The organism is Nonomuraea sp. NPDC049504, from assembly GCF_040676845.1.
Classification (GTDB): Bacteria; Actinomycetota; Actinomycetes; order Streptosporangiales; family Streptosporangiaceae; genus Nonomuraea; species Nonomuraea salmonea.
In genome coordinates this window covers 13,410-38,877 of record NZ_JBFAPT010000017.1, presented here as the reverse complement: position 1 = coordinate 38,877, position 25,468 = coordinate 13,410, and the positions used below count along the sequence as shown (strand labels likewise).

The 25,468-nt window shown below is 70.6% G+C and carries 25 protein-coding genes and 1 riboswitch; of the genes, 17 read left to right on the top strand and 8 right to left on the bottom strand.

The window, feature by feature from the left end; translation table 11 throughout:
* The first annotated feature begins 46 nt into the window (after positions 1 to 46).
* The 7 genes from ilvN to AB0K28_RS29570 all read left to right on the top strand — a co-directional run bounded on the left by ilvN (position 47) and on the right by AB0K28_RS29570 (position 5,321).
* On the top strand, positions 47 to 571 hold the full coding sequence (gene ilvN / locus AB0K28_RS29600) for an acetolactate synthase small subunit (RefSeq protein WP_345389261.1): 525 nt from the start codon (positions 47 to 49) through the stop codon (positions 569 to 571).
* Positions 572 to 593: 22 nt separating this feature from the next.
* On the top strand, positions 594 to 1,577 hold the full coding sequence (gene ilvC, locus AB0K28_RS29595) for a ketol-acid reductoisomerase (RefSeq protein ID WP_364376834.1): 984 nt from the start codon (positions 594 to 596) through the stop codon (positions 1,575 to 1,577).
* A gap of 143 nt (positions 1,578 to 1,720) precedes the next feature.
* Positions 1,721 to 2,695: an NAD(P)-dependent alcohol dehydrogenase gene (locus AB0K28_RS29590; protein WP_364376475.1), complete on the top strand. Its 975-nt coding sequence runs from the start codon at positions 1,721 to 1,723 to the stop codon at positions 2,693 to 2,695.
* Between the two features lie 44 nt (positions 2,696 to 2,739).
* The gene (locus AB0K28_RS29585) at positions 2,740 to 3,267 is read left to right on the top strand and encodes a PadR family transcriptional regulator (RefSeq protein WP_364376472.1); all 528 of its coding nucleotides are present in this window, start codon (positions 2,740 to 2,742) and stop codon (positions 3,265 to 3,267) included.
* A complete protein-coding gene (locus AB0K28_RS29580; RefSeq protein WP_364376470.1) occupies positions 3,264 to 3,980 on the top strand; it encodes a siderophore-interacting protein in 717 nt (238 codons plus the stop codon). Before AB0K28_RS29585 ends, AB0K28_RS29580 begins: the two co-directional genes overlap by 4 nt.
* Before the next feature lie 82 nt (positions 3,981 to 4,062).
* Positions 4,063 to 4,830: a type I methionyl aminopeptidase gene (gene map, locus AB0K28_RS29575; protein ID WP_364376467.1), complete on the top strand. Its 768-nt coding sequence runs from the start codon at positions 4,063 to 4,065 to the stop codon at positions 4,828 to 4,830.
* A 245-nt stretch (positions 4,831 to 5,075) separates the two neighbouring features.
* Positions 5,076 to 5,321, top strand: a complete 246-nt coding sequence (locus tag AB0K28_RS29570; protein WP_345389249.1) for a hypothetical protein — start codon at positions 5,076 to 5,078, stop codon at positions 5,319 to 5,321.
* Positions 5,322 to 5,385: 64 nt separating this feature from the next.
* Here the strand turns inward: AB0K28_RS29570 and AB0K28_RS29565 are convergent, their stop codons facing one another.
* Positions 5,386 to 6,312 (bottom strand): adenosine deaminase, encoded by a 927-nt coding sequence (locus AB0K28_RS29565; RefSeq protein WP_364376464.1) that lies wholly within the window; start codon positions 6,310 to 6,312, stop codon positions 5,386 to 5,388.
* Positions 6,313 to 6,399: 87 nt separating this feature from the next.
* Between AB0K28_RS29565 and AB0K28_RS29560 the strand changes: the two genes are divergently transcribed.
* Positions 6,400 to 7,557 (top strand): helix-turn-helix domain-containing protein, encoded by a 1,158-nt coding sequence (locus AB0K28_RS29560; RefSeq protein ID WP_364376461.1) that lies wholly within the window; start codon positions 6,400 to 6,402, stop codon positions 7,555 to 7,557.
* On the opposite strand, the gene AB0K28_RS29555 is transcribed toward AB0K28_RS29560, so the two are convergent.
* Positions 7,519 to 8,709 carry an amidohydrolase family protein gene (locus AB0K28_RS29555; protein ID WP_364376458.1) on the bottom strand — a complete coding sequence of 397 codons (1,191 nt, stop codon included), beginning with the start codon at positions 8,707 to 8,709 and terminating at the stop codon, positions 7,519 to 7,521. The two genes, AB0K28_RS29560 and AB0K28_RS29555, sit on opposite strands and share 39 nt — an antisense overlap.
* 217 nt (positions 8,710 to 8,926) lie before the next feature.
* Between AB0K28_RS29555 and AB0K28_RS29550 the strand changes: the two genes are divergently transcribed.
* Genes AB0K28_RS29550 through AB0K28_RS29535 form a run of 4 tightly spaced genes read left to right on the top strand, consistent with a single transcriptional unit; the run spans position 8,927 to position 12,259 of the window.
* On the top strand, positions 8,927 to 9,982 hold the full coding sequence (locus AB0K28_RS29550) for an ABC transporter substrate-binding protein (RefSeq protein WP_364376455.1): 1,056 nt from the start codon (positions 8,927 to 8,929) through the stop codon (positions 9,980 to 9,982).
* Positions 9,979 to 10,731: an ABC transporter ATP-binding protein gene (locus AB0K28_RS29545; RefSeq protein WP_364376452.1), complete on the top strand. Its 753-nt coding sequence runs from the start codon at positions 9,979 to 9,981 to the stop codon at positions 10,729 to 10,731. Before AB0K28_RS29550 ends, AB0K28_RS29545 begins: the two co-directional genes overlap by 4 nt.
* The gene (locus tag AB0K28_RS29540; protein WP_345389237.1) at positions 10,728 to 11,480 is read left to right on the top strand and encodes an ABC transporter permease subunit; all 753 of its coding nucleotides are present in this window, start codon (positions 10,728 to 10,730) and stop codon (positions 11,478 to 11,480) included. Before AB0K28_RS29545 ends, AB0K28_RS29540 begins: the two co-directional genes overlap by 4 nt.
* Positions 11,477 to 12,259: an ABC transporter permease subunit gene (locus tag AB0K28_RS29535; protein ID WP_364376449.1), complete on the top strand. Its 783-nt coding sequence runs from the start codon at positions 11,477 to 11,479 to the stop codon at positions 12,257 to 12,259. Before AB0K28_RS29540 ends, AB0K28_RS29535 begins: the two co-directional genes overlap by 4 nt.
* A 336-nt stretch (positions 12,260 to 12,595) precedes the next feature.
* Here the strand turns inward: AB0K28_RS29535 and dacB are convergent, their stop codons facing one another.
* On the bottom strand, positions 12,596 to 14,140 hold the full coding sequence (gene dacB, locus AB0K28_RS29530; protein WP_364376446.1) for a D-alanyl-D-alanine carboxypeptidase/D-alanyl-D-alanine-endopeptidase: 1,545 nt from the start codon (positions 14,138 to 14,140) through the stop codon (positions 12,596 to 12,598).
* Between the two features lie 286 nt (positions 14,141 to 14,426).
* A complete protein-coding gene (locus AB0K28_RS29525; RefSeq protein WP_345389231.1) occupies positions 14,427 to 14,975 on the bottom strand; it encodes a DUF1707 and FHA domain-containing protein in 549 nt (182 codons plus the stop codon).
* Between the two features lie 88 nt (positions 14,976 to 15,063).
* Between AB0K28_RS29525 and AB0K28_RS29520 the strand changes: the two genes are divergently transcribed.
* Complete coding sequence (locus tag AB0K28_RS29520) at positions 15,064 to 15,570, top strand: PadR family transcriptional regulator (RefSeq protein ID WP_364376443.1); 507 nt, start codon at positions 15,064 to 15,066, stop codon at positions 15,568 to 15,570.
* A 6-nt stretch (positions 15,571 to 15,576) separates the two neighbouring features.
* Here the strand turns inward: AB0K28_RS29520 and AB0K28_RS29515 are convergent, their stop codons facing one another.
* Both AB0K28_RS29515 and AB0K28_RS29510 read right to left on the bottom strand, forming a co-directional pair.
* Positions 15,577 to 16,938, bottom strand: coding sequence for an MFS transporter (locus tag AB0K28_RS29515; protein WP_364376441.1), 1,362 nt, complete (start codon positions 16,936 to 16,938; stop codon positions 15,577 to 15,579).
* 63 nt (positions 16,939 to 17,001) lie between these two features.
* A complete protein-coding gene (locus AB0K28_RS29510; protein ID WP_364376439.1) occupies positions 17,002 to 17,856 on the bottom strand; it encodes a hypothetical protein in 855 nt (284 codons plus the stop codon).
* A 241-nt stretch (positions 17,857 to 18,097) separates the two neighbouring features.
* Between AB0K28_RS29510 and serA the strand changes: the two genes are divergently transcribed.
* On the top strand, positions 18,098 to 19,687 hold the full coding sequence (gene serA / locus AB0K28_RS29505) for a phosphoglycerate dehydrogenase (protein ID WP_364376437.1): 1,590 nt from the start codon (positions 18,098 to 18,100) through the stop codon (positions 19,685 to 19,687).
* A 491-nt stretch (positions 19,688 to 20,178) separates the two neighbouring features.
* Here serA and AB0K28_RS29500 read toward each other — a convergent pair whose 3' ends face one another.
* Positions 20,179 to 20,880, bottom strand: a complete 702-nt coding sequence (locus AB0K28_RS29500; protein ID WP_364376434.1) for an NlpC/P60 family protein — start codon at positions 20,878 to 20,880, stop codon at positions 20,179 to 20,181.
* A 51-nt stretch (positions 20,881 to 20,931) separates the two neighbouring features.
* Positions 20,932 to 21,073: riboswitch (cyclic di-AMP (ydaO/yuaA leader) on the bottom strand.
* A 99-nt stretch (positions 21,074 to 21,172) separates the two neighbouring features.
* On the opposite strand from AB0K28_RS29500, the gene AB0K28_RS29495 reads away from it, so the two are divergent.
* Both AB0K28_RS29495 and AB0K28_RS29490 read left to right on the top strand, forming a co-directional pair.
* Complete coding sequence (locus AB0K28_RS29495; protein WP_345389221.1) at positions 21,173 to 22,219, top strand: 3-isopropylmalate dehydrogenase; 1,047 nt, start codon at positions 21,173 to 21,175, stop codon at positions 22,217 to 22,219.
* Positions 22,220 to 22,463: 244 nt separating this feature from the next.
* Entirely contained in the window at positions 22,464 to 23,561 is a 1,098-nt protein-coding gene (locus tag AB0K28_RS29490) for a branched-chain amino acid aminotransferase (RefSeq protein WP_364376431.1), read from the top strand.
* A gap of 57 nt (positions 23,562 to 23,618) precedes the next feature.
* Here the strand turns inward: AB0K28_RS29490 and AB0K28_RS29485 are convergent, their stop codons facing one another.
* On the bottom strand, positions 23,619 to 24,602 hold the full coding sequence (locus tag AB0K28_RS29485) for an aldo/keto reductase (RefSeq protein WP_364376428.1): 984 nt from the start codon (positions 24,600 to 24,602) through the stop codon (positions 23,619 to 23,621).
* Positions 24,603 to 24,725: 123 nt separating this feature from the next.
* Here AB0K28_RS29485 and AB0K28_RS29480 point away from each other — a divergent pair, with 123 nt between their 5' ends.
* Positions 24,726 to 25,370, top strand: a complete 645-nt coding sequence (locus tag AB0K28_RS29480; protein ID WP_345389219.1) for a thioredoxin domain-containing protein — start codon at positions 24,726 to 24,728, stop codon at positions 25,368 to 25,370.
* Positions 25,371 to 25,468 lie beyond the last annotated feature (98 nt).

The window sequence follows — 25,468 nt, the reverse complement described above, 5'->3', positions numbered from 1 at the left end:
GCGCGACGCGGTGCCCGCGCGGCGCACGAAGGAGAGGGAGCGAGCGATGAGCCGTCACACGCTGTCCGTGCTGGTCGAGAACCGGCCGGGTGTCCTCGCGCGCGTCTCCGCGCTGTTCAGCCGCAGGGGGTTCAACATCGACTCCCTCGCCGTCGGGCCGACCGAGCACGACGACATCTCCCGCATCACGATCGTGGTGAGCGTCGAGGAGCTGCCCCTTGAGCAGGTCACGAAGCAGCTCAACAAGCTGGTGAACGTGCTCAAGATCGTCGAGCTGGATCCGTCGCAGTCCGTGCAGCGCGAGCTGATGCTGATCAAGGTCAAGGCCGACGCGGAGAACCGCTCCCACGTGCTGGAGCTCGTCCAGCTCTTCAGGGCCCGCTGCGTGGACGTGGCGGCCGACGCCGTGACCATCGAGGTCACCGGCACCCCCGACAAGCTCGAGGCGTTCGTGAAGGTCCTCGAGCCGTTCGGGATCAAAGAACTCGTCCAATCGGGCATGGTGGCCATCGGCCGCGGCGCCCGCTCCATCACCGACCGGTCCCTCAGGGCACTGGACCGTACCGCCTGAAAGGTTTTAGCAAGTGACCGAGATCTACTACGACGACCAGGCCGACCTCTCGATCATCCAGGGACGTCACGTGGCCGTGCTGGGGTACGGCAGCCAGGGCCACGCCCACGCGCTCTCCCTGCGTGACTCGGGTGTCGACGTGCGCGTCGGCCTGCCCGAGGGCTCCAAGAGCCGCGAGAAGGCGGAGAACGACGGCCTGCGGGTGCTCACCCCGTCCGAGGCGGTCGAAGAGGCCAACCTCACGATGATCCTCGCGCCCGACCACATCCAGCGCGACCTCTACACCCAGCACGTCGCCCCCAACCTGGTGGAGGGCGACGCGCTGTTCTTCGGCCACGGCCTGAACATCCGCTACGGCCTCATCGAGGCGCCCGAGGGCGTCGACGTCTGCATGGTGGCCCCCAAGGGCCCCGGTCACCTCGTGCGCCGCCAGTTCGAGGCCGGGCGCGGTGTCCCGGTGCTCGTGGCCGTCGAGAAGGACGCCTCGGGCAAGGCGCTCGACCTCGCGCTGTCGTACGCCAAGGGCATCGGCGGCACCCGCGCCGGCGCGCTGCGCACGACGTTCAAGGAGGAGACCGAGACCGACCTGTTCGGCGAGCAGGCCGTGCTGTGCGGCGGCGTCTCCGAGCTGATCAAGGCCGGCTTCGACACCCTCATCGAGGCGGGCTACCAGCCCGAGGTCGCCTACTTCGAGTGCCTGCACGAGATGAAGCTGATCGTCGACCTCATGTACGAGGGCGGCATCTCCAAGATGTACTGGTCGGTCTCCGACACGGCCGAGTACGGCGGCTACACCCGCGGCCCGCGCGTGATCAACGACGAGACCCGGCAGGAGATGCGCCGCATCCTGGGCGAGATCCAGGACGGCACCTTCGCCCAGCAGCTCGTCAACGAGTTCGACAGCGGCCAGAAGGAGTTCAAGCGCTACCGCGAGGAGCTCTCCGAGGACGCCATCGAGAAGACCGGCGCCACGCTGCGCCCGATGATGAGCTGGCTCAAGGGCTGAGCCGGGCCGCGTCCGGCTGAGCGCGGCGGGCGAGGGGGAGCACCCCTCGCCCGCCGCGCTTTTTCGTGCCCGCCCACAGGAGGCCATGGAGAGGTAAAGTCGTCATGTGTCAGAAATTCCTTTCAGGTGTAAGAGAGGGCGCTATGACGATGCAAGCCATCCGTTACCGGGCTTACGGCCCGCCTGAGGTCGTCGAGCTGCACGAGGTGCCCGCGCCGGTGCCGGGCGAGGGCGAGGTGCTGGTCAGGGTGCGGGCCGCCGCGGTCAACCCGGGCGACTGGCACTTCATGCGCGGCAGCCCGTACGCCTTCCGCGCCGTCGCGGGGCTCACCCGGCCGAAGGCCCCCGAGCTGGGCAACGACTTCGCGGGGGACGTAGAGGCCGTGGGCAAGGGGGCCGGCGGGTTCCAGCCGGGCGACCGGGTCTACGGCTGCCGCAGGGGAGCGTTCGCCGAGTACGTCACCGTGCCCTCCGACGGGCCCCTGAGCGCCATGCCGGGCGGGCTGGCGTACGAGGAGGCGGCGGCCATCCCCACGTCGGGCCTGACGGCCTTACAGGCGCTGCGCGACAAGGGCGGCGTGCGGGAGGGGCACCGGGTGCTGGTCAACGGGGCGTCGGGCGGGATCGGCACGTTCGCCGTACGGCTGGCGAAGGCGTACGGGGCCGAGGTGACCGGGGTGTGCAGCACCCGCAACGTCGAGCTGGTCCGCTCGCTGGGCGCCGACCACGTCATCGACTACACCCGGCAGGACTTCACCACGTCAGGCCGGCGCTACGACCTCGTCCTCGACAACGTCGGCAACCACTCCCTGCGCGCATTGCGGCGCGTGCTGGCCCCGGGCGGGACGCTGGTCCCCAACAGCGGCGACGGCGACCGCTGGTTCGGCCCGATAGGCCGCCTGATCGTCGGACATCTCACGTCGCGGTTCGCGGGCCACCGCTTCGCCACGTTCCTCACCAGCGAGAACGCCGCCGACCTCGCCACCCTGCGCGAGCTGGCCGAGTCGGGCGCGCTCACCCCGGTCATCGGCCGCACGTACCCGCTGAGGGAGGCCGCCGCCGCGATCGCCCACCTGGAGGGCGGGCACGCGAGGGGCAAGATCGTCCTCCTCCTCTGAGACGGTATGCGCGCCGATATATCGTTCGATATAGCATCCGAGCCATGATGAACGCACGCCGCACCCCGGGCGGGCTCGGCCCGACAGGCCGTTTCTTCGGGCCGGGCGAGCTCCGCCTGGCCGTGCTCGCCCTGATCGCCGAGCAGCCCGGCCACGGCTACCAGCTCATGACCCGCCTCGCCGACCGTTTCAACGGCACCTACGAGCCCAGCGCCGGCTCCATCTACCCCACGCTCCAGCTCCTGGAGGACGAGGGCCTCGTCCGCGCCGAGCCCGCCGAGGGCGGGCGCAAGGTGCACCACGCCACCGAGGACGGCCTGCGGCTGGTCGAGGAGCAGTGGGAGGAGATCGAGCGGCTGTGGGGCCGCGCCGCCAGCAGGAGCCAGTGGGGGATGTTCGGCGAGCCTGAGGCCGCCGAGATCGTCGGCCCGGCCCTGCGCCTGGTCAAGGCGGCGGTGAAGACGCTCGCCCACGCCCACGGCGACCCGCGCGTGGCCGAGGGCGTGCTGGAGGTCTTCGTGGACGCCCGCCGCCGCATCGAGCGGATCGACGCCGAGCGGAGGTCGTCGTGAGCAGGCCGTTGGCACGCAGGCTGATCGACCGGTGGCTGGTCACCGGGCAGGTGGCCGAGACCGAGCAGGTCACGCCGCGCATGCGGCGGATCAGGATCGCGGTCGCGGCCGAGCTGAGCTGGACGCCGGGCCAGCACGTACGGCTGCTCGTCGGCCAAGGGGGCCCGCTGGGCGGCGTGCTGCGGACGTACTCGATCTGGGCGCACGACCCCGACCAGCGGTCGATCGATCTGATCGGCTACGACCACGGCGGCGACGCGCCGGGGACCGCCTGGATCAGGAACGCGGAGCCGGGGTGGGAGATCTCCTTCATGCGTCCCGAGGGGAGCTTCGTGCTGCGTCCCGAGGCGCCCTACCACCTGTTCGCGGGGGAGGAGACGGCCTCGGTGGCGTTCGGGGCGATGCTGCGGGCGCTGCCCGGGGAGGCCACGGCGTACGGCGTGGTGGAGGCCGAGAGCCCGGGCGACCATCTCCGGCTGCCCCGCGACCTGGCCGAGGTGTGCAGGAACGGCGCACCGGCGGCCTCGTCCCCGACCCTGCTGGAGGCGGTCAGCAAGCTGGACCTGCCGGACGAGCCCGGCGTCGCCTACCTCGCGGGGGAGGCCCGCACGATCCAGGCCGTCCGCGCCCACCTGGTGAACGAGCGCGGCTGGCAGCGCAGGGACGTGCGGACGAAACCCTTCTGGACGCCCGGCAGGAAGGGGCTGGACTGATCGGCACGTGACTTCTCCCCGGTGTCGCCATGCCCATGAGGCGTGATAATAATACCGGTATAGTTATCGCTTAGGAGGAGTCGTGATCGAGCTCAAGTCAGCCGGGGAGATCGCCGCCATGCGTGCGGCGGGCCGGGTCGTGGCCGCCGTGCACGCCGCCACGCGGGCGGAGGCCGGCATCGGGGTGACGCTGAAACACCTCGACGACGTGGCGCGGACCGTCATCGAGGAGGCGAAGGCGGGGGCGTCGTTCCTCGGCTACCACCCGTCCTTCGGCGCCACCCCCTACCCGGGCGTCATCTGCACCTCCGTCAACGGGGTGATGCTGCACGGGCTGCCGACGCAGTACCGGCTGCGCGACGGCGACCTCATCAGCGTGGACTGCGCGGCGTACGTGGACGGCTGGCACGCCGACGGCACGGTCAGCTTCACCGTCGGCACGCCGCGCGCCGAGGACCTCAAGCTGATCAAGGTCGCCGAGGAGACGCTCGGCGCGGGCATCGAGGCGGCGCGGCCGGGCGGCAAGATGGGCGACATCGGCCACGCGATGTCCACGGTCGGCCGGGGCGCCGGCTACGGCATGCAGAACGACTTCGGCGGCCACGGCATCGGCCGGGCCATGCACGAGTCGCCGTGGGTGCCCAACGAGGCCCGTCCCGGGCGCGGCCTGCGGCTGCGGCCAGGGCTGGTGATCGCGATCGAGCCCAGCCTGATGGCCGGGGGTGGCAACGACTACTACATGGCGGACGACGGCTGGTCGGTCTGTTCGGGCGACGGCAGCAGGAGCGTGCACGTCGAGCACACGGTCGCCATCACCGAGGACGGGCCGGTCGTTCTGACATGTCCGTGAAAGCCCGCTTGTACGATCTCCGCGGCCCCCGCCGCGCGGTCACGAATCGGCAAGCGTGAAGGCCGCTCGGGTTCATCGGGGCACACCTGCTCGTCAAGTGAGGTGATCTCCGGTATTCGTTCGGCCAGACGCCGTATTCGTCCTGGTCAACAGCGAAAATATGGGTGTTTGTCGAACTTGGGCGAGGGGCAGATCTTCCTCCGATAGCTACGGAGAGTAGTCGAGAGGTATCAGGGGGAAACACTATGTATCGCAAGGGACTCGTCCTGGCCGGGCTCGTCGGCGGGATGGTCATGTTCGGAGGTACCGCGCTCGCCGCGTCGCCCGTCGTCACGGCCGAGTCTTCTCAGACTCGCATCCTTCCTGGCCCGAACCACGGCAAGGACGATGCCAAGTGGGACTTCGGCGAGTGGAACAACTTCGGTGAGGACAACGACATCCTCGACCTGGACCTCCTGAACCAGCTCCTCTCCCGCGTGCTGAGCGGCTGACGGGACACGTACGAGGGGGCTCGCCCACTGAGGGCGGGCCCCTTCGCCATGCTCAGCCCCATGCTCACCCTTCGTACACGAAGGAAGCCTCGAACGAGTTGCGGGCGATCCTGTCGAGTTGGTCGTCGCTCATCCCCAGCTCCCTGCTCAGCGCCGCGTAGTTGTCCTCCACATAGCCGCCGAAGTAGGCGGGGTCGTCGGAGTTGACGGTGACGAGCAGGCCCTCGTCCAGCATCGCGGGCAGGATGTGGTCACGCAGCGACGGCACCACCCGCAGCCGCACGTTCGACAGCGGGCACACCGTCAGCGGGATGCGCTCGGCCCGGAGCCTGGCCACGAGCTGCGGATCCTCCATCGCCCTGATGCCGTGGTCGACCCGCTCGACGCGCAGCACGTCCAGCGCCTCCCACACGTAGTCGGGCCCGCCCTCCTCGCCCGCGTGCGCCACCCGGTGCAGCCCCTCGGCGGCGGCGATCTCGAACACCTTGCGAAACAACGACGGCGGATGGCCCACCTCCGCCGAGTCCAGCCCCACCCCGATGAACCGCTCACGGAACGGCAGCGCCGCCCGCAGCACCCGCTCGGCCTCCTCCGGCCCCCGATCGCGGAGGAAGCACAGGATGAGCGCGGCCGGCACGCCGCCGTCCTTCAGCGCCGCCGACAGCCCGCCGAACACCACCTCAAACGGCACGCCCCTGCTCAGATGCGCCTGCGGGTCGAAGAAGATCTCCGCGTGCCGCACCCCCTGAGCCGCCGCCCTGCGCAGGTAGGCGGCGGCCAGGTCGTAGAAGTCCTGCTCCGTGCGGAGCACGGCCAGGTTCTCGTAGTACACGTCCAGGAACGACTGCAGGCTCGTGAAGGAGTACCGCGCGCGGATGGCCGCCACGTCGTACGTCGGCAGCTCGATCCGGTTACGCCTGGCCAGCTCGACGACGAGATCGGGTTCGAGGGTGCCCTCGATGTGCAGGTGGAGTTCCGCTTTGGGACGCATGACACGAGTAAACCGGACCCGTCGGAGCGGAGGTATCGTGCGAACCTCTGAACTCTCACCCCTTGAGCTGGCATAACATCAGATTTCATGAGGCTGAGGGATCTGCTGGCACGCGAGGACCTCAGGCTGACGCTGGTGACCGGTGCCGACGCCCTCGACAGAGAGATCCTGCGCGCCTACCCGACCGACCTGCCCGATCCCCGCCGCTACCTGCGTACCGGCGACCTCGTCCTGACCAGCGGCGTCTGGTACGCCGAGCCGTCCGACTGCGAGCGCTTCGCCGACGCGCTGTGGGCGAGCGACGCCGCCGGCCTGGTCGTCGGCCTGATCGTGCTGGGCGAGCTGCCTGCCGAGCTGGTCAAGGCATGCGAGCTGCGCCGTCTGCCGCTCCTGCTGGCCGCGCCCGACCAGGCGTTCGGCGCGATCACGGAGGTGGTGACCGCCGAGGGGTTCGCCGCCGAGCAGCGCAGGGCCGAGCGGGTCAGGGCGCAGACCCTGCTCGACGTGCTCGGCCGCATCCCGCCCGGCGAGGTCTCCGCCCACCTGCGGCTGCTCGGCGCCGACCCGGGCCTGCCCACGGCGGCCATGGCGGTCACCCTGACCGGCGGGCCCGAGCTGGACCTGCCCGAGCTGCTGCACGAAGGGCTGGCCAGGAAGGGCCGTCACCTCGTCGTCGGCGGCACCCCGCACGAGGCGGTGGTGCTGGTCAACGGCCGGGCGTCACGCAAGAGCCTGGCCGACGAGCTGCGCGCCCTCATCGCCGCCCGTCCCGGCACCAGCATCGCGGCCGGCATCAGCGAGATGGCGGCCAGCGTCTCGCAGCTCGGCGAGGCGCTGGAGACGGCCAGGCGCGGCATGGAGTCGGCACGCAGCGGCCCAGGACCGGTCTCGATCATGTCGCTGGCCGACATCGACAGCTTCGACCTGCTGCTGGCCGCGCTGCCGGCGACCACCCGCCGCTCGTTCCGCGACCACCTGCTCGGCCCCGTCGAGGAGTACGACGCCCGGCACGGCTCGGAGCTGCTGCGCACGCTGGACACGTTCCTGGAGACGTGCGGCTCCTGGCAGCGCACCGCGGACGAGCTGTACGTGCACGTCAACACCCTGCGCTACCGGATGCAGCGCATCGAGGAGCTGACCGGGCGGCGCATGTCGTCGATGCGCGACCGTACGGACCTGTACCTGGCCCTGCGTTCAGGGCAGGGCTCAGGAGGGCAGGCGGCCCGCGACGACGCGGCCCCGTGACACGACGGCCACGATGTTCTCCGTGGCGAGGTCCTCGATGGTCTCCCAGGGCCGCCCGCGCAGCACGACCAGGTCGGCGCCCAGGCCCTCCTTGATCCGGCCCACCGGCATGCCGAGCGCGTCGGCCGCGTCGGAGGTGGCCGCGCGCAGCGCCGACTCCGCGTCCATGCCGAGGATGCGCGTCATGTGTACGACCTCGGCGAGCTGGTCGCCGAACTGCACGTGGTGGCCGTTGGCGTCGGTGCCGAGCACGAACCGCACGCCCAGCGCGGCGGCCTGGGCCAGCAGCACGTCGCGGGTGGCGACCAGCTCGGCGGCCTTGGCCCTGGCCTCCGGCGTCACCGGGACGCGGCCCTCGGCGATGGCCTCGTTGATCAGCAGCGTCGGCGCCACGGGAGTGCCCCTGGCGGCCAGCGTCTCGGCCAGGTCGCGGCTGAGCAGCGTGCCGTGCTCGATCGAGTCGACGCCCTCCTCGACCGCGACGCGGATGCCCTCCTCGGAGTGGGCGTGCGAGGCGACCGGCATGCCGAGCGCGTGGGCCTCGTCCACGACCGCCCTGATCTCGGCACGGGTGTAGTTGCGCCAGGCGTTCTTGTCGCCCATGGACAGCACGCCGCCGCTGGTCGTGAGCTTGATGCCGTCCATGCCCGCCCTGGCCCAGGTGCGGACGAGCTTGCGGCACTCGTCGGGGCCGTCGGCGACCGGCTTCCTCAGCGGCGACGGCACGGCCGGCGGCACGAACAGGTCGTTGTGCCCGGCGGTCATCCCCACCACGCCGTGCACCTGGATGCGCGGCCCCGGCAGCACCCCTGCGTCGAAGACCCGCCGCAGCGCGATCTGCGCCTCGTCGCCGGCCAGGTCGCGCAGCGTCGTGACGCCGTGGCGCATGGCCCGCTGGGCGTGCGCGACGCCGTGCAGCACCTGCTCGTCGCGGGTGGTGGTGAGCGGCCACGTCGCGAAGTCGGGCGGCGTGCCGTCGCCGGCGTAGCCGACGAGGTGGACGTGCGTGTCGACCAGGCCGGGCAGCACGCACAGGTCGGTATGCCCGCCCTGGGCGGGGCCGACGCCGGTGATCCGGTCGGGCTCCCACGTCAGGTCGACAGGGCCGCGGTATTCGGTACCGTCCCAAAGGGGGATTCCGTCGAGTCTCATCTCCCGCTCGACGCTACCGGAGCCGCCGGGCGGCTGGAGGGATCTACGGTCCTCACCGGGCGCTCTCGTAGGGACCTACAGGGGCCGCCAGCGGTTTTCCCACCTTGCGGGTACGCGGCCCGCGCTTCCGTCCGCTGTCCGAAATGACCGTCACACGATGGTAATAATCGATGGATACCGTCCTGACCTGCTGGTTCACCGCCGTTCAAGGAGAATTATGGCTACCCTCGACCGTCGCGCGTTCCTGCGGACGACAGGTCTGGCCGGTCTTGCGCTCGGTCTGGCCGCCTGCGGCGACAACGGCACCGCCACGTCCGGCTCCTCCTCCGGCGGCGACGGCTTCGGGGCGGTCAAGCTGCAGCTCTCCTGGAAGAAGAACGTCGAGTTCGCCGGCGAGTACTTCGCCGACACCAACGGCTACTACAAGGCGGCCGGGTTCACGCAGGTCGAGCTGCTGTCCGGCGGCGGCTCCGGCACCTCCGTCGAGTCGGGCCTGGCCACCGGCCGCTGCTGGGCGGGCCTGTCGGCGCCCACGATCACCGCACCCGCCATCCTCCAGGGCGCCCCGCTGAAGATCGTCGGCGCGACCTTCCAGAAGAACCCGTTCGCGATCATCTCGCTGAGCAAGAACCCGATCAAGGACGCCAAGGACCTCGCCGGCAAGCGGATCGGCGTCCAGGACTCCAACGAGCTGGTCTGGAACGCGCTGCTCAAGGCCAACGGCCTCGACGACTCCAGTGTCACCAGGGTGCCGTTCCAGTCGGACCCGTCGATGCTCACCTCGGGCCAGCTCGACGGCTACGTCGGCTTCGTCACCAGCGGCCCGGTGAACCTGCGCCTGCAGGGCCACGACCCCGAGTACCTGCTGCTCGCCGACGCGGGCCTGCCCCTGGTCGCCGAGACGTTCACGGTCACCCAGGAGACCATCGACAACGAGCGCGACAAGCTCAAGGCGTTCCTGACCGCCGAGATCAAGGGCTGGAAGGACGCCGTCGCCGACCCGGCCAAGTCCGCCGAGCTGGCCGCCACCGTCTACGGCAAGGACCAGAACCTCGACGTCAAGGAGCAGACGGAGGAGGCCAAGATGCAGAACGACCTGGTCGTGACCCCCGACGCCAGGAAGAACGGCCTGTTCACGATGACGCCCGAGCTGATCGAGGAGAACATCTCCTCACTGGCCAAGGCGGGCCTCACCATCAAGGCCGAGCAGCTCTTCGACCTGTCGATCCTCGACGAGGTCTACCAGGCGGACCCGAGCCTGAAGCTGTCATGAGCGGCATCAGCATCACCGGGCTGAGCAAGACGTTCGGCAAGGGGCTGACCGCCGTCCAGGACGTCGATCTCCAGACGCCGAAGGGCTCGTTCCTGTCGTTGCTCGGCCCGTCCGGCTGCGGCAAGTCCACGGTGCTGCGCATCCTCGCCGGCCTGGAGGAGCCCACCACGGGCGAGATCCTGGTGAACGGCGAGACACCGCAGCAGCTGCGCAAGGGCCACCACCTCGGCATCGCCTTCCAGGACTCCGCGCTGCTGGCCTGGCGCAGCGTCGCCGCCAACATCCGGTTGCCGATCGAGGTCGCGGGCCTCAAGCCCGAGCCGGGCGTGATCGAGGACCTCATCAAGCTCGTCGGCCTGGAGGGCTTCGAGAAGGCGCGGCCGTCGGAGCTGTCCGGCGGCATGCGCCAGCGGGTCTCCATCGCCCGCGCGCTGGTGGTCAAGCCCAGCGTGCTGCTGCTCGACGAGCCGTTCGGCGCCTTGGACGACATGACCCGCCAGCGCCTCAACCTGGAGCTGCTGCGCATCTGGACGGAGAAGCCCGCCACCACGCTCATGGTCACCCACGGCATCGGCGAGGCCGTCTTCCTGTCGGACGTGGTCGCCGTCATGAGCCCGCGTCCCGGCCGGGTCATCGAGCTGGTGGAGATCGACCTGCCCCGCCCGCGCACGCCCGAGATGATGCGCACACCCGAGTTCCACGCCCTGCACGACCACCTCAGCGACCTGCTGTTCGGGCACGGCTCATGAGGCGGGTCCAGGGCCTGATCGGCGTCGTCCTCCTGGTGGCGCTGTGGTGGCTGCTGGCCGCCACCGTCTTCGCCGACGGCGGCGCGGTGCCCACCCCGCCCGCGGTGCTGGCCTCCATGGCCGGCGACGGCTGGTCCTTCTACGGCCCCAACGCCACCGCCACCCTCTCGGCCGCCTTCCAGGGCTTCCTGTGGGGCAACGGGCTGGCCATCGCCGTGGCCCTGCTGGTGCTGCTCGTGCCCCGGCTTGAGGCCGTCGCCACGCAGCTCGCGGTGATCAGCTACTGCATCCCGCTGCTCGCCATCGGGCCGATCGTGCTCGTCGTCTTCGGCGGCGACGCGACCGTGGTGTTCCTCGCCGCCATCTCCGTCTTCTTCACCACGCTCATCGGCGCGCTGCTCGGGCTGCGCTCGGCCGACCGGGCGAGCCTCGACCTCGTCACCGTGTACGGCGGCGGCCGGCTGGCCAGGCTGCGCTACGTCCAGATCATCGCGGCGCTGCCCAGCACGTTCGCCGGGCTGAAGATCTCGGCGCCGTCCGCGCTGCTCGGCGCCATCATCGGCGAGTACCTCGGCAGCAACGACCAGGGGCTCGGCGTCTCCCTGATGATCTCGCAGCAGCAGTTCCAGGTGCCGCGCACGTGGGGGCTCGCGCTGGTCGCCGGCCTCATCGCGGGCCTCGGCTACGCGATCGTCGCGCTGGTCGCCAGGGTCGTCACGCCGTGGTCGCGAGGGGAGGCCGCCCAGTGATCGGGCGTACCGTGCTGCGCATCGTGGGCCCGCTCACGCCCTCGGTCGTCATCGTCGTGGCCGGGTGGTGGCTGGCGCTGGAGGCGTTCGGCATCAGCCCGCTGGTGGGCAAGCGGCCGCCGCAGGTCTGGGAGTACCTGACCTCCGCGCAGGAGCACCGGGACGCGGTGTTCGGCGCGCTGGGCATCACGGTCAGGGACGCCGCCGTCGGCTTCGTCTCCGGCATGGTCGCCGCGACCGTGGTGGCCGTGCTGTTCGTGCTGTTCAGGACCGTCGAGCAGACGTTCATGCCGGTCGCGATGCTGCTGCGCTCGGTGCCGCTGGTCGTGATGACGCCGCTGATCACGCTGATCTTCGGGCGCGAGCTGCTCGGGGTGGCGGTCATCGGCGGCATCGTGGTGTTCTTCCCCGCGCTGGTGAACATCGCCTTCGGCCTGCGCTCCGCCTCGCCGCAGGCGACCGACCTGATCATGGCGTACGGCGGCACGCGGATGACCGTGCTGCGCAAGGTGGCGGTGCCGACCGCGATGCCCTCGGTCTTCGCCTCGGCCCGGATCTCCGTGCCCGCCTCGATCATCGGCGCCCTCATCGCCGAGTGGCTGGCCACCGGCGAGGGCATCGGGGCCGAGATCCTGCGGGCGATCGGCGGGTTCCGCTACGACGAGGTGTGGGCGGACATCGTCGTGGTCACGGGGGTGTCGATCGTGGCGTACGCGGTGGTCGGCGTCGTCGAGTCGCTGGTCCTCGCCCGCTTCTCCGACCGTCCGCAAGGGTCATGAGCCTGGCTCGTGTTATGCGGACCCGGCCGCGGTCCTGTGTGCGGGGGGAGGCGCGGCCGGGTCCGCCCGAAGGGGAGCGCGTGGGCGTGCGGTGGGATACCGGCTCGGGGTGGGGCCGGTGAAAGCCCGTTCGCTCCCATGGTCTGCGTGAGCGTCGGCGGGCGGGCCAGAAGGATGCTCAATGTCGAATTCTGTCCTGCCTGGGCCGCGTTTGTAGGGAAATGGCCGACTAACCTGGAGCTCCAAGTAGCCGAATCGTGATGACAGCCGTCCTCACCTCGGTAAACCCCGGCGGCCTGCCGCGCGTCCGCGGTCGGCCGCCGGGGTTCTCTCCGGTCAGCAGGAGGCCGGCTTCATCCAGGAGCACTCGAGGTCGCCCGCCGGGGCGCCCTCCGTCGCACGGAGCCGCGTGGTGTCGGCGACCGCCGCCGTCCGCGAGAACTGGGCCAGCCGGACCGCGATCTTGTCCTCGATGTCCTTCGGCGAGCCCGACAGGTACTGGTTCAGCATGATCGAGAAGATCAGCGGCTCGCCGTCCGCGCTCGTCACGTAACCGGACAGCGCGGTGACCCCGGTCAGCGAGCCGGTCTTGGCGTGCACGTTGTTCGCCGCGGGCGTGCCCTGCATGCGGCTGCGCAGCGTGCCGCCGGTGAACCTGTCGCTGTTGCCGGCGATGGGCAGCGACTCGTACCAGGTGGAGAACCAGGGCTTGCCGCGTACGGACGACAGGAGCTGCACGATCGAGGCCGGCGAGAAGCCGTCACGCCGCGACAGCCCAGAGCCGTCCCGCATGTTGAGCAGCTCGACGCCGTTCGCCTTGGCGAAGTCGGTGGTGACCTTGAGGCCCGCCGACCACGTGCCCTGGTCCGACACCTCGCGGCCCATCGCCTTGGTGAGGATCTCGGCGTGGATGTTGTTGCTCAGCTTCATGAACGGCACCAGCAGCTCGCCCAGCGGCATCGACTCGTGCTCGGCCAGCTTCTTCGCGCTCGCCGGCGCCGCGCCCGCCTCGGTCGGGCCGAGCACCTTGACGCCGTGCTTGCTCAGGCCCTTGCGAAAGAGCGAGGCGGCGTAGGCGGTGGGGTCGTCGACCGCCACCCACTCCTGGTACGAGCCCGCGACCGTGCCGGTGATGACCACCGTACGGGTGCCGTGCTGCCGCTCGATGAGCACGTTCGTCTGGTCGCCGACCGTGGCCTTGTTGACGATCTTCAGGTAGTCGGTCTCCGGCGTGGTGGTCACCTTCACCTTGCCGCCGCTCGCCGAGACCGACACGACCACCGAGCCCGCGTCGTAGTCGCGGTCGGGGGAGGCGGTCAGCGCCGAGATCGGGGCGGCGTAGTAGGCGGTCTCGTCGTCCCACGCCCAGTCGTTGCCGAGCCGCTGACCGTCGAACCACGTGTCGTCGGCCACCAGCTTGCCGGTGACGACCTTGACGCCCGCCTTCGCGACCTGGGCGGCCAGCGCCTCGTAGTCCTCGGCCAGCATGGTCGGGTCGCCGGTGCCGCGCAGCACCAGGTCACCGGTCAGCACGGCGCCCGCCTTGCGGCCGGTGCTCAGCACGGTGGTGGGGAAGCGGTAGTCGAGTCCGAGCGTCTCCGCGGCGGCGGCCGAGGTGAACAGCTTGGTGTTGGACGCGGGGATGAGGAGCTTGCCCGCGTCGGTGGCGTACAGCTCCTCGCCGGTCTCGGCGCTCTTGACCACGACGCCCGCGCGGGCGATCGTCAGCCGGGAGTCGCTGAGGATCTGGTTGATGTCCTGGGTGAGGTCCGCCACGCCCACGGAGGGGTCGAGCGCGACGGCGGGGGATGAGGGGCCTGACGCCCACGCGAGGGCCGCGACGAGCGCGCCCGCGACGAGGGATGCTGAGGTGCGCCGCATGGGGTCTCCAAGTGACTGGGGGATCGCAGAAGAGCATGATTCAGCGCAGGCGGCCTGTAATCCGCAAATATCCGTATTTATCCGCAACCCCACCGTTGTGAGACCCGCCGACCCCCACCCGCCCGGCCCGCCCACTCGCCCGACGCGCCCATTCGCCCGGCCCGCCCATTCGCCCGGCCTGCCTCCCCAGCCGGCTTGCGGCCGAACGGTGTGCGCCGGGGTGGTGAGACCCGGTGTCCCTCGCCCGGCCCGTGCCCGGTCGGCCGGCGGGCGGCTGCGTGGCGCGTCAGGTGGGTTGCTGGGCGGTGATGAGGAAGCCGCAGTCGCCGAAGGCGACCTCGTCGCCTGACTTCACGCGTGCGGGCCCCACGAGGCGCCAGCCGTTGAGCCGGGTGCCGTTGAGCGAGCCGAGGTCGACCAGCATCCACTCGCCGTCCTCCTCGCGCCGCAGCTCGGCGTGTACGCGGGAGACGGTCAGATCGGAAAGGACGAGGTCGCACGCGGACCCGCGCCCGACCACGTACCGCAGCCGGTCGTCGTCGGGCAGCGCGAGCCGGGGCAGCCTGGGCCGCCGCCAGGCGGCCTGGAGGCGGGTGGTGAACTCCGAAACGGACGCGACGGCGTCGGTCAGCCGCTGCCGGAGGGTGGGCCGCCGGGGCAGGTCGGCCACGAGCTCGTCGAGCTCGTGCCTGCTGCGCGCCCGCAGCGCCTGGTCGACCCGGCCCACGAAGGTGTCATGGGAGATGCGGCCCTCGACGGCGCGGTCTCTGAGCTCATCGATCGCACGGTCACGTTCCCCATCTGAGGCGCGAGAGGGCGGATGAGTGGAGCTCATAGAGCGAGTATCGGCCTGAACCTCGGTCGCTGTCCAGAATACGGGGATCAGTTGCGATAAGCATACTCAGTATGCATAGTCAGTATCCATGTCGATCAGGCACGGACTGCTCGCCCTGCTCAGTGGCGGCCCCCGCTACGGCTACCAGCTCAGGGTGGAGTTCGAGGCGTCCACAGGAGGCACGTGGCCGCTCAACATCGGCCAGGTCTACACGACGCTGGCCCGGCTGGAGCGCGACGGGCTGGTCGCCCCCGGCGGCTCCGACGAGCAGGGCCGCGCGATCTACACGATCACCGAGCCGGGCCGGCGCGAGCTGGAGCACTGGTACGGCACCCCGGTCGCCCCGACCGACCGCCCCAGGGACGAGCTGACCATCAAGATCGCCATGGCGGTGGCAGGCGGCGTGGACGTCGCCGCCGTCCTCCAGACCCAGCGGGAGGCCACCATGCGCGCCCTGCAGGAGCACACGAGGGCCAAGCACAGGGCGGGCGAGGGCCTCGCGCAGCGCCTGGTCCTCGACTCGCTGATCTTCAAGGCCGAGGCGGAGCTGCGCTGGCTCGACCACTGCGAGGCCATGGCGAAGGGGAGGACCTGACGGCGGTCACTCGGCGCCGGCAGGGGCCGGCGCGGCGGGCGCCTTGAGCCGGTACTTCATGACCATCAGCACCGAGGAGAAGATGATCAGCGCGGGGATCACGGTCTGCCCGATGAGGACGGCGGTCACCGCGCTCTCCGGCTGCTCGACCGGCCGGCTCGGCTCCGACTCGATGAACCCGCCGATCGACAGCACCACGCCGAAGATCAGCGCGCCGAACGCGCTCACCCCGCTCTCGATGGCCGTCCACAACCCGGTCAGCACACCGGCCCGCCGCTTGCCGGTCTCCGCCGCGTCGGCCGCGATGACGTCCGCCAGCATCGAGAACTGCAGGAGCTGCACACCGGCGTAGCCGACGCCGACCAGCAGGATCCACAGGTGCGCCCACACCGAGCCGAACAGCGGCGTGGCGATCGCGGCCGTGGTGCCACCGCCGAACATCACCGTGGCCAGCACCATCGCGCCGCGCTTGTCGAGGCGCCTGGCCAGCCGCACCCACAGCGGCATGGTCAGCAGGATCGGCCCGACGAGGGCGGCGAAGAGCGTCTGGGTGGCCCCCGCCGAGCCGAGCGTGTACGTCGCGAAGTAGGGCGCGGCGGCCAGCATCATGCTGACGGCCAGCATCTGCGTGCAGGCCAGCACGGTCAGCCAGATGAACGCCGGGTTTCCCTTGATCGCCGCGAACTGCTCGCGCCACCCGCCGCGGTCCGGCTCCGGCGCTCCCGTCATGGGGGCGCGGGCGGTGCCGAGGAACGAGGCGAGCATGGCGACGAGCAGGATGACGGCGATCGTCAGGCCCATCGTCCGGTAGCTGCTCAGCGTGCCGTGCGCGCCGTCGCCGGTGGCGATGGCCGGCGCCAGCACGCCGCTGATCGCGGTGGCCGCGCCGATGAAGACCATCCGCCACTGCAGCAGCGCCGTGCGCTCGTGGTAATCGTGCGTCATCTCACTGGGCATCGCCTTGTACGGCACCTCGAACAGCGCGTACGCGGTCGCCGTGGCCATGAAGCAGGCGCCGACGTACAGCGCGGCGGGCACCCCGGTCAGCGGCGGCCCGGCGAACACCAGGAAGAAGGCGACCGGCAGCGTGCACGCCCCGGCGAGCAGCCAGGGCCGGCGCGGCCCCCAGCGCGAGACCGTCCGGTCAGACCAGCGCCCGACCAGCGGGTTGATGATCAGGTCCCAGATCTTGGGCGCGGTCACCACCACACCGGCCAGCCACGCGGGGACGGCGAGGAAGTTCGTCATGTAGAACAGCAGCAGCAGGCCGGGCACCGCGTTGACGGTCGAGGTGCAGAACGACCCGATCCCATAGCCGAACCGCACGCCTTTCGGGACGGTGGCCGTGCCCACCCCCGGTGTGATCATTACCTCATTGAAACCGAGTGAGGGCTCGTTGGGGAGGGCCCACTTTCGCGGGCCCTCCGCCGGTCAGTCGTTCACGCTGGCGCAGACCACGTGCGCGCCGATCTCGATCATCCGGCGCTCGCTGCGCGCGTCGGCGACCCTGGCCATCAGGATCGGCGCCCCTGAGGCGGCGAACTGCGGCAGCCGGGCGCGTACGAGGCGGTGCAGGTCGCGTACGACGTCCTCGGCCGCGGACATGTGCACCTTGACGTGCAGCATGATCCCGGGGGCACCGGACGCCGTGCGCGCCTCGCTGATCCAGACGTGGTGCACGAGCGGGAAGTCCATCAGCAGGTACGCGATGGCCTGCCGCAGCGCGGGCAGGATCGGATGCGTGCACCGCCGGTAGCCGGGGTCCACCTGCTGCATCGGCCCCGACAGGTGCGGCCGCGGCGCGGGCACCCACGGCAGCGCGGGGGCCTCGGGCGACGGGGGAGCCACCTGCGCGAGCGCGGCGCCGCGTGACACGGTGGCCATCGCGCCCGTGGCGTAGGCGGCGGGCGCCGCCCCCGACAGCACGGGTGTGGGCCCCGTGCGCGTCGTGGTGAGGAAGCGTTGGAGATCGTCGATGGGCACGGCCGCGGCGGCCGGGCCTGCCGCGTCGATCACGATCTCGCGTACTCCGGTGACGCGCTGGATGTCCAGGATGGTGTCGGCGTCGCAGGCCGACAGCGAATGGCTTCCGCGGTGCCGGGCGTAGGTGGCGGCGCTGGTGTAGCCCAGCAGCACCCGGTCACCTACTTGAGTGGTCCCGAGGACCACGGAACGATCTGGTCGCACTGCCACCAGGACTCCACCGTCGGCAAGAGCGCCCAGCAGGCGGTGCGGAGTGCCATGCTGGGCGAGCACGTCGGCAAGCGCAGGATTCCCGATGCTCATATGACGAACCATAGGTAGTCGGCCACGGCTTATCAGGCTAATGGCGAATAAATCTCCCGATCAAGACAAAGATGGGAGCGGCGTGGATGACTTTCCACTCTGCTGGGTACAGGGCCTCCCGTCTCACATCGTGAGTCCCTCGTGAACGCGTTCACAAGCGCCCGATAGACTCTGTGGGACCGCCGGGGGGATCCGTGGACGTGTCCCTCCCAAGCCCGCCCTGCCTTAAGGATCCACACCAGTGAACAAGCCCGTCGTTCTGGTCGCAGAGGAGCTGTCCGAGGCCGGTCTCGCCGTACTCGGCGCTGATTTCGAGGTCCGCCACACCGACGGCGCCGACCGTTCCCAGCTGCTGCCCGCCCTCGCCGACGTTGACGCGCTCATCGTCCGCTCCGCCACGCAGGTCGACGCCGAGGCCATCGCCGCCGCGCCCAAGCTGCGGGTGGTCGCCCGCGCGGGGGTCGGCCTCGACAACGTCGACGTCGAGGCGGCCACCAAGGCCGGCGTCATGGTCGTCAACGCTCCGACCTCCAACATCACCAGCGCCGCCGAGCAGACCATCGCGCTCATCCTGGCCAGCGCGCGCAACACGGCCCAGGCCCACGCCGCGCTGAAGAACGGTGAGTGGAAGCGCTCGAAGTACACCGGTGTCGAGCTCGACGAGAAGGTCGTCGGCATCCTCGGCCTCGGCAAGATCGGCCAGCTCGTGGCCCAGCGGCTGGCGCCGTTCGGGGTCGAGCTGATCGCCTACGACCCCTACCTGCCGCCGGCCCGCGCCGCGCAGATGGGCGTCCGGCTGGTCAGCCTCGACGAGGTGCTCAAGCAGGCCGACTTCATCACCGTCCACCTGCCCAAGTCCAAGGAGACGGTCGGGCTCATCGGCGACCGCGAGCTGCACCAGGTCAAGCCCAACGTGCGGATCGTCAACGTCGCGCGCGGCGGCATCGTCGACGAGGGCGCCCTCTACGCGGCGATCAAGGAGGGCCGGGTCGCGGGAGCCGGCCTGGACGTCTTCGCCAAGGAGCCGTGCACCGACAGCCCGCTGTTCGAGCTCGACCAGGTCGTCGTCACGCCCCACCTCGGCGCCTCCACCCACGAGGCCCAGGAGAAGGCCGGCACCCAGGTCGCGCGCAGCGTGAAGCTGGCCCTCGCGGGCGAGTTCGTGCCCGACGCGGTCAACGTCCAGGGCGGCGCCGTGGCCGAGGACGTCAAGCCGGGCCTGCCGCTGGCCGAGAAGCTGGGCCGGGTCTTCACCGCGCTGGCCGGCGAGGTGGCCACCAAGCTCGACGTCGAGGTGCGCGGCGAGATCGCCGCCCAGGACGTGCGGGTGATCGAGCTGGCCGCGCTCAAGGGCGTCTTCGCCGACGTGGTCGAGGAGCAGGTCACCTACGTCAACGCGCCGCTGCTGGCCAAGGACCGCGGCATCGCGGTCGAGCTGGTCACCAGCTCCGAGAGCCCCGACTGGCGCAACCTGGTGACCGTGCGCGGCGTGCTGGCCGACGGCCGCACGGTCTCGGTGTCGGGCACGCTGTCCGGGCCGCGCCAGATCACCAAGATCGTCGAGGTCAACGGCTTCGAGATGGAGATCGAGCCGACGGCCCACCTGTGCTTCTACACCTACACCGACCGCCCCGGCGTCGTCGGCGTGGTCGGCCGGCTGCTCGGCGAGCACGGCATCAACATCGCCTCGATGCAGGTGGCCCGTGACGTCAAGGGCGGCAAGGCGCTCATCGCGCTGACCGTCGACTCGGCGATCCCGGCCGAGGTGGTCGAGCAGATCGGCGCCGAGATCGGCGCCGAGAGCGGCCGCTCGGTCGACCTGGAGGACTGACCCTCTGACCTGCGCAGGGCCGTCACCCGTTCGGGTGGCGGCCCTTTTGCGTCTCAGGATGCGAGATAGTAGGACATCCAAGCACTGTCCTCGGGTACTGTAGCCGGTGATGCGCCAGGTTCTCGTACTCATTACCTGCCGCGGCGGGGCCTGTTAGGGCAGGTCGACGACCCGCCGCGGTGCGCGGCGTATACGTCGGCCGTCAAGTCCCTTCGTCCGGTCCGTGACCCGGACCACGAGATTCAGGCCCGGTCGGGCTCGCGACCGGAGTCCGGCTTCCCCCCTTTCTCAGGAACACGTCCGCGAAGCGAGATGAGCCACATGTACGAGATGTATGCCTACAACCGTGCCGAGGACCAAGAGGACGAGGCGGCCGAGGCCGTCCAGATGGCCCTCGACCGGCGTGACAACGGCGGAGCCCCCCAGAGCAGGTGAGCCCAGAACGGCCCCGCGCTCGTTCGCACGGGGCCGCTCGTCCGGGTGGTGCAAGGTCAGAGGGTCGCGGTCAGCATCGACGGAGCGGGGTCATCGCGCCGTTTCTGCAGCTCGCGCCACTGACGGACGCCCTCGCGGTCGGGCCTGACCGCTCCGACGAACGCCTGCCGGCGCCAGTCGGAGAGCTTCTCCTCCTTCACCACGTCGCCCGAGTGCGGCGCGTGCACCATGTAGCCGGGCTTGGAGATCATGCCCACGTGACCGAGTCCGCTGAAGAAGACCAGGTCACCGGGCTTGAGATGGTTCCAGCTGATTTTCCGGGAGAACGCGTTGTACTGCTCGGCGGCGGTGCGCGGCAGGTGGATCCCCGCCTTCTGGTACGCCCTGAGCATGAGCCCGGAGCAGTCGTACCCGCTGCGGCTCGTGCCGCCCCACACGTACGGGATGCCGCGCTGGTGCATCGCGAACCTGAGGGCGGTCTTCCAGGCCGGCTTGGGCGCGCGCTGCTGCTGGATGCGCTTGACCTCGGGGCCGGTCAGAGTGATCGAGCCGGCCGCGTTCGTACCGGAGCCGGATTTCGTGCCGGGGCCGGATTTCGTGCCGGGGCCGGATTTCGTGCCGGGGCCGGATTTCGTGCCGGGGCCGGATTTCGTGCCGGGGCCGGATTTCGTGTCGGGGTCGGAGTTCGTGTCGGGGGAGTGACGGCTTTCACCGGGGCCGGCGGGCGTCGGCGCGGCGGAGGCCGGAGGGGGGCACACGATGAGCCCGGCGGCGACACCCGCCAGGGCGATGGCAATGCGAGACAGGGGTCTGTCCTTCCATGCGGCCGGCCGGGTTAGCTGACGGGCTCGGGCCTGGAAGACAGCCCTACGGCGAAGCCGATTCGCCCCTGGGGGAGAGGTGGGTCCCCGGCTCCACGCACCTGCTGCGTGGATTAGGCCTGACGGACTCTAACGAATCGGTCAAAAGGTCGCAATGCATGCAAAATCGGACGTCCGGAAAATGAGATGATGTGTTCGTCAGTCGAGACGAGCCGGTAAGCTACCGCCCATGGAGTCGCGTAACATCCGCCTGGCTGTCATCCCCGGTGACGGCATCGGCACCGAGGTCGTCGCAGAAGGGCTCAAGGTCCTGGATGCCGTGGGCACCAAGATCGAGCCCACCCACTACGACCTGGGCGCCGCGCGCTATCACCGCACCGGCGAGACGTTGCCCGACTCGGTGCTCCACGAGCTGCGCGGCTACGACGCCATCCTGCTCGGCGCCGTCGGAGACCCCAGCGTGCCGCCCGGCGTCCTGGAGCGCGACCTGCTGCTGCGGCTGCGGTTCGAGTTCGACCACTACGTCAACCTGCGCCCGGTCAAGCTGTTCCCCGGCGTGCGCACCCCGCTGGCCGACACCCCGCCCGAGAAGATCGACATGATCGTCGTCCGCGAGGGCACCGAGGGCCTCTACGCCGGCACCGGCGGCGCCATGCGGCGCGGCACCCCGCACGAGATCGCCACGCAGGAGTCGCTCAACACCGCACACGGCGTCGAGCGCGTGGTCCGCTACGCCTTCGAGAAAGCTCAGTCGCGCCCGCGCAAGAAGCTCACGCTCGTCCACAAGACGAACGTCCTCACCTTCGCGGGCGACCTGTGGCAGCGCACCGTCAACCGGGTCGCCGCCGACTACCCCGAGATCGCCGTCGACTACTCCCACATCGACGCGGCCTCGATGTTCTTCGTCACCCAGCCCGAGCGCTTCGACGTGGTGGTCACCGACAACCTCTTCGGCGACATCATCACCGACCTCGGCGCCGCCATCGCGGGCGGCATCGGCCTGGCCGCCAGCGGCAACATCAACCCCGACGGCGCCGCGCCCAGCATGTTCGAGCCGGTCCACGGCAGCGCGCCCGACATCGCGGGCCAGGGCAAGGCCGACCCGACCGCGACCATCCTCTCCGTCGCCATGCTCCTCGACCACCTCGGCCTGAGCGCCGAGGCGGCCAGGGTGGAGCAGGCCGTCGCCGACGACATCGCGGCGCGCGTCGCGGGGTCCGCCCCGCGCGGCACGCAGCAGATCGGCGACGACATCACCGCGCGAGTATCCGGCTAGGACCGCCTAGCCCGATCACGAGCGCCCGGCGGCCCTGAGGGGACTGCCGGGCGCTTTTTCGTGTCCCTGTACGGAGAAATGGGGGCTATATCCCCCATTGACCCCTTGCCATCCCATATAGCGAGACAATAGGAAGTACGGACTGCCTCCCGGCGCGGCCGCCTCTCGCGGCCGTCGCAGAAACCGCAGACAGCGGGCAGCTTCCGGTAGGTTTCGGTAGATCGCAGAGAGAAGGACCGACGTCATGACCATCGCTCAGAAGCTCAGCTTCGACGTGCAGCTCTCCGACCATGCTCGCACCGCGGCCGAGCGGGAGCAGGTACTGGCGAACCCGGGGTGGGGGCAGGTCTTCACCGACCACATGGTCTCGATCGACTTCACCGAGGGTAAGGGCTGGCACGACGCGCGCCTCGAGGCGTACGGGCCGCTCGTTCTCGACCCGGCCACCGCGGTCTTCCACTACGCCCAGGAGCTGTTCGAGGGGCTGAAGGCGTACCGGCAGGCCAACGGCTCGATCGTGATGTTCCGCCCGTACGCCAACGCCACCCGCTTCAACCGCTCGGCCCAGCGCATGGCGATGCCCGAGCTGCCCGAGGAGACGTTCGTCGAGTCGCTGGACCTGCTCGTCAGCACCGACAAGGAGTGGGTGCCCACCGCCGAGGGGCACAGCCTCTACCTGCGGCCCTTCATGATCGCCACGCAGCCGGCGCTCGGGGTCAACTACCCGTCGAAGACGTACCGGTACATGGTGATCGCCTCCCCGGCGGCCTCCTACTTCACCGGCGGCATCAAGCCCGTCTCCGTCTGGCTGTCCACCGAGTACACGCGGGCCGCGCCCGGCGGCACCGGGTTCGCCAAGTGCGGCGGCAACTACGCCGCGGCCTTCGTCGCGCAGCGGCAGGCCGTCGAGAACGGCTGCGACCAGGTCGTCTGGCTCGACGCGCACGAGCACCGCTACGTCGAGGAGATGGGCGGGATGAACCTGTTCTTCGTCATCGGCGGCAAGCTCGTCACCCCCGCGCTCACCGGCACGCTGCTGCCCGGCATCACCCGCGACTCGATCCTGGAGCTGGCCGGCGACCTCGGCCTGGAGACCGAGGAGCGGCTGGTCAGCGTGGAGGAGTGGCAGGCCGGCTGCGAGAGCGGCGAGCTGACCGAGGTGTTCGCGTGCGGCACCGCGGCCGTGGTGACGCCGGTCGGCACGGTCAAGGGCGCCGACCGCTCATGGACGATCGGCGACGGCACGCCCGGCCCGATCACCATGCGGGTGCGCGAGGAACTGGTCGGCATCCAGTACGGCGCCCGCCCCGACACCCACAACTGGGTCCACAAGATCGCCTGACGCCCGCATCCCAGGGGGCGCGGGGCCGCCTGAGCCCGCCCCGGCCCCCGTGCCCGCTCAGGTGTCGAGGTTGGCCAGGTAGGCGGCGTTGCCGCGCTCGCCGGCCACCGCGCCGGGCGGCACCAGCGCCTCGAGCCGCCGTACCGTCTCCTCGTCGAGGGTGACGTCGGCGGCCGCGGCGTTGGCCCGCGTGTTCTCGGCCCGGCGCGTCCCCGGGATCGGCACGGCGCCGCGGTGCACGAGCCAGGCCAGCGCGAGCTGCGCCACCGGCAGCCCCACCTCGCCGGCCAGGCCCGCCACGGCGTCGGCCAGCTCCACGTTGCGGTCCAGGTTGCCCTCCTGGAAGCGCGGGTTGCCCCGGCGCCAGTCGCCCTCCTCCAGCGACCCCCTGCCCCTGATCGTGCCGCCGAGCAGGCCGCGCCCGAGCGGGCTGTAGGCCACGAACCCGACGCCCAGCTCGTCGCAGGCCGGGCGCACGTCCTGCTCGGGGTAGCGGTGGAACAGCGAGTACTCGGTCTGCAGGGCGGTCACCGGGTGGACCGCGCAGGCCCGCCGCAGCGTCGCCGCCGACACCTCCGACAGGCCGACATACCGGATGTCCCCGGCCTGGACCAGCTCGGCCAGCGCGCCCATCGTCTCCTCGACGGGCGTCGTGGGGTCGAGCCTGTGCAGGTAGTAGAGGTCCACCCGGTCCGTACGCAGGCGGTCGAGGCTGGCCTCCAGAGCCCTGCGGACGTACTCGGGCCGGCCCATGCCCGGCACCAGCCTGCCCTGATCGTCGGAGTTCCCGCCGAACTTCGTGGCCAGCACCACCTCGTCCCTGTGGCCCCGCAGCACCCGCCCGATCAGGGTCTCGCTGTGCCCGGCGCCGTAGATGTCGGCGGTGTCGACGAACGTGACGCCCGCGTCCAGCGCCGCCAGGAGCGCCTGCGTCGCCTCCGGTTCGCTCACGTCGCCGTACACCCTGGGCGCCAGCGTCATCGCGCCGAACCCCAGGGCCGAGACCGTCGGGCCCTCGCGACCCAGTGTCACGTATCGCATGGCTGATCCCCCTTCATCCCCCGCAGACGAACCTGCCCGGCGCGCCGGGGCCGTACGCGCGTGATGGCCGTTGTCCGCGCTTCCGATAGGGTCTGCGCGATCGACAAAGGTGAGAGTGGGCTCATGAAGAAGCGGTTGATGGCGGTCGTGGCGGCCTTCGCGGCGATCACCGTACTCGGGGTGCTGGCGTTCTCCCAGCCCGGCGCGTCGTCCGACGGGGTGCAGCTGAGCAGGCAGGCGGACGGGTCGATGATCCTGGCCGACCTGGGCAGCGACGCTCCGGTGCTCGACGTGTTCGAGGACTTCGACTGTCCGGTGTGCAAGGACATGCACACCAAGGTCGATGCGACGATCCAGCGCCTGGCCAAGGAGGGCAAGGTGAAGGTCGTCTTCCACACCGTCACGATCTTCCGGGACGAGCCCATGCGCTCCAACTCCGTCCGCGCCGCCGCGGCCGCGCGCTGCGTACCGGAGGAGAACTGGCTGGCCTTCAGGGACGCCGTGTACGCCATGCAGCCCGCCCCGCACGGCGTGGCCTCGGGCTTCACGGTCGAGGAGCTGTCGGCGGCGGCCAGGAAGGCCGGCGCGTCGGTGGACGACTGCGTGAAGTCGCAGACGTACGCGGAGGCGCACCTGGCGCAGACGGCCAGGGTCCCGCTGGAGGGCACGCCGACCGTGCTGCTCGACGGCCAGATGCTGGGCGGCGAGGTGTTCGACGCCGCCGCGATCGAGCGCCTGATCACCGGAGGCATCGGCGTCCAGGTGTGACCGCCCCCACCGTGCCGTGTCCCAGGGAGTGAGACCGGTGTGCCAGATGGTGAATCCGTGTGGCAGACTGGGCGGCACCATGTTCTACGGTCTGCTCA

Excerpts from the sequence above, each read along its gene's own strand:
- dacB (WP_364376446.1), bottom strand. The coding sequence starts at position 14,140 with ATGCGGCGCACCTCAGCATCCCTCGTCGCGGGCGCGCTCGTCGCGGCC.
- AB0K28_RS29515 (WP_364376441.1), bottom strand. The coding sequence starts at position 16,938 with ATGATCACACCGGGGGTGGGCACGGCCACCGTCCCGAAAGGCGTGCGG.
- AB0K28_RS29555 (WP_364376458.1), bottom strand. The coding sequence starts at position 8,709 with ATGAGACTCGACGGAATCCCCCTTTGGGACGGTACCGAATACCGCGGC.
- ilvN (WP_345389261.1), top strand. The coding sequence starts at position 47 with ATGAGCCGTCACACGCTGTCCGTGCTGGTCGAGAACCGGCCGGGTGTC.
- AB0K28_RS29495 (WP_345389221.1), top strand. The coding sequence starts at position 21,173 with ATGGAGTCGCGTAACATCCGCCTGGCTGTCATCCCCGGTGACGGCATC.
- AB0K28_RS29570 (WP_345389249.1), top strand. The coding sequence starts at position 5,076 with ATGTATCGCAAGGGACTCGTCCTGGCCGGGCTCGTCGGCGGGATGGTC.
- AB0K28_RS29480 (WP_345389219.1), top strand. The coding sequence starts at position 24,726 with ATGAAGAAGCGGTTGATGGCGGTCGTGGCGGCCTTCGCGGCGATCACC.
- AB0K28_RS29585 (WP_364376472.1), top strand. The coding sequence starts at position 2,740 with ATGATGAACGCACGCCGCACCCCGGGCGGGCTCGGCCCGACAGGCCGT.
- AB0K28_RS29550 (WP_364376455.1), top strand. The coding sequence starts at position 8,927 with ATGGCTACCCTCGACCGTCGCGCGTTCCTGCGGACGACAGGTCTGGCC.
- AB0K28_RS29520 (WP_364376443.1), top strand. The coding sequence starts at position 15,064 with ATGTCGATCAGGCACGGACTGCTCGCCCTGCTCAGTGGCGGCCCCCGC.
- AB0K28_RS29590 (WP_364376475.1), top strand. The coding sequence starts at position 1,721 with ATGACGATGCAAGCCATCCGTTACCGGGCTTACGGCCCGCCTGAGGTC.
- AB0K28_RS29490 (WP_364376431.1), top strand. The coding sequence starts at position 22,464 with ATGACCATCGCTCAGAAGCTCAGCTTCGACGTGCAGCTCTCCGACCAT.
- AB0K28_RS29560 (WP_364376461.1), top strand. The coding sequence starts at position 6,400 with ATGAGGCTGAGGGATCTGCTGGCACGCGAGGACCTCAGGCTGACGCTG.
- AB0K28_RS29545 (WP_364376452.1), top strand. The coding sequence starts at position 9,979 with ATGAGCGGCATCAGCATCACCGGGCTGAGCAAGACGTTCGGCAAGGGG.
- AB0K28_RS29565 (WP_364376464.1), bottom strand. The coding sequence starts at position 6,312 with ATGCGTCCCAAAGCGGAACTCCACCTGCACATCGAGGGCACCCTCGAA.
- AB0K28_RS29510 (WP_364376439.1), bottom strand. The coding sequence starts at position 17,856 with ATGAGCATCGGGAATCCTGCGCTTGCCGACGTGCTCGCCCAGCATGGC.
- AB0K28_RS29485 (WP_364376428.1), bottom strand. The coding sequence starts at position 24,602 with ATGCGATACGTGACACTGGGTCGCGAGGGCCCGACGGTCTCGGCCCTG.
- AB0K28_RS29540 (WP_345389237.1), top strand. The coding sequence starts at position 10,728 with ATGAGGCGGGTCCAGGGCCTGATCGGCGTCGTCCTCCTGGTGGCGCTG.
- AB0K28_RS29525 (WP_345389231.1), bottom strand. The coding sequence starts at position 14,975 with ATGAGCTCCACTCATCCGCCCTCTCGCGCCTCAGATGGGGAACGTGAC.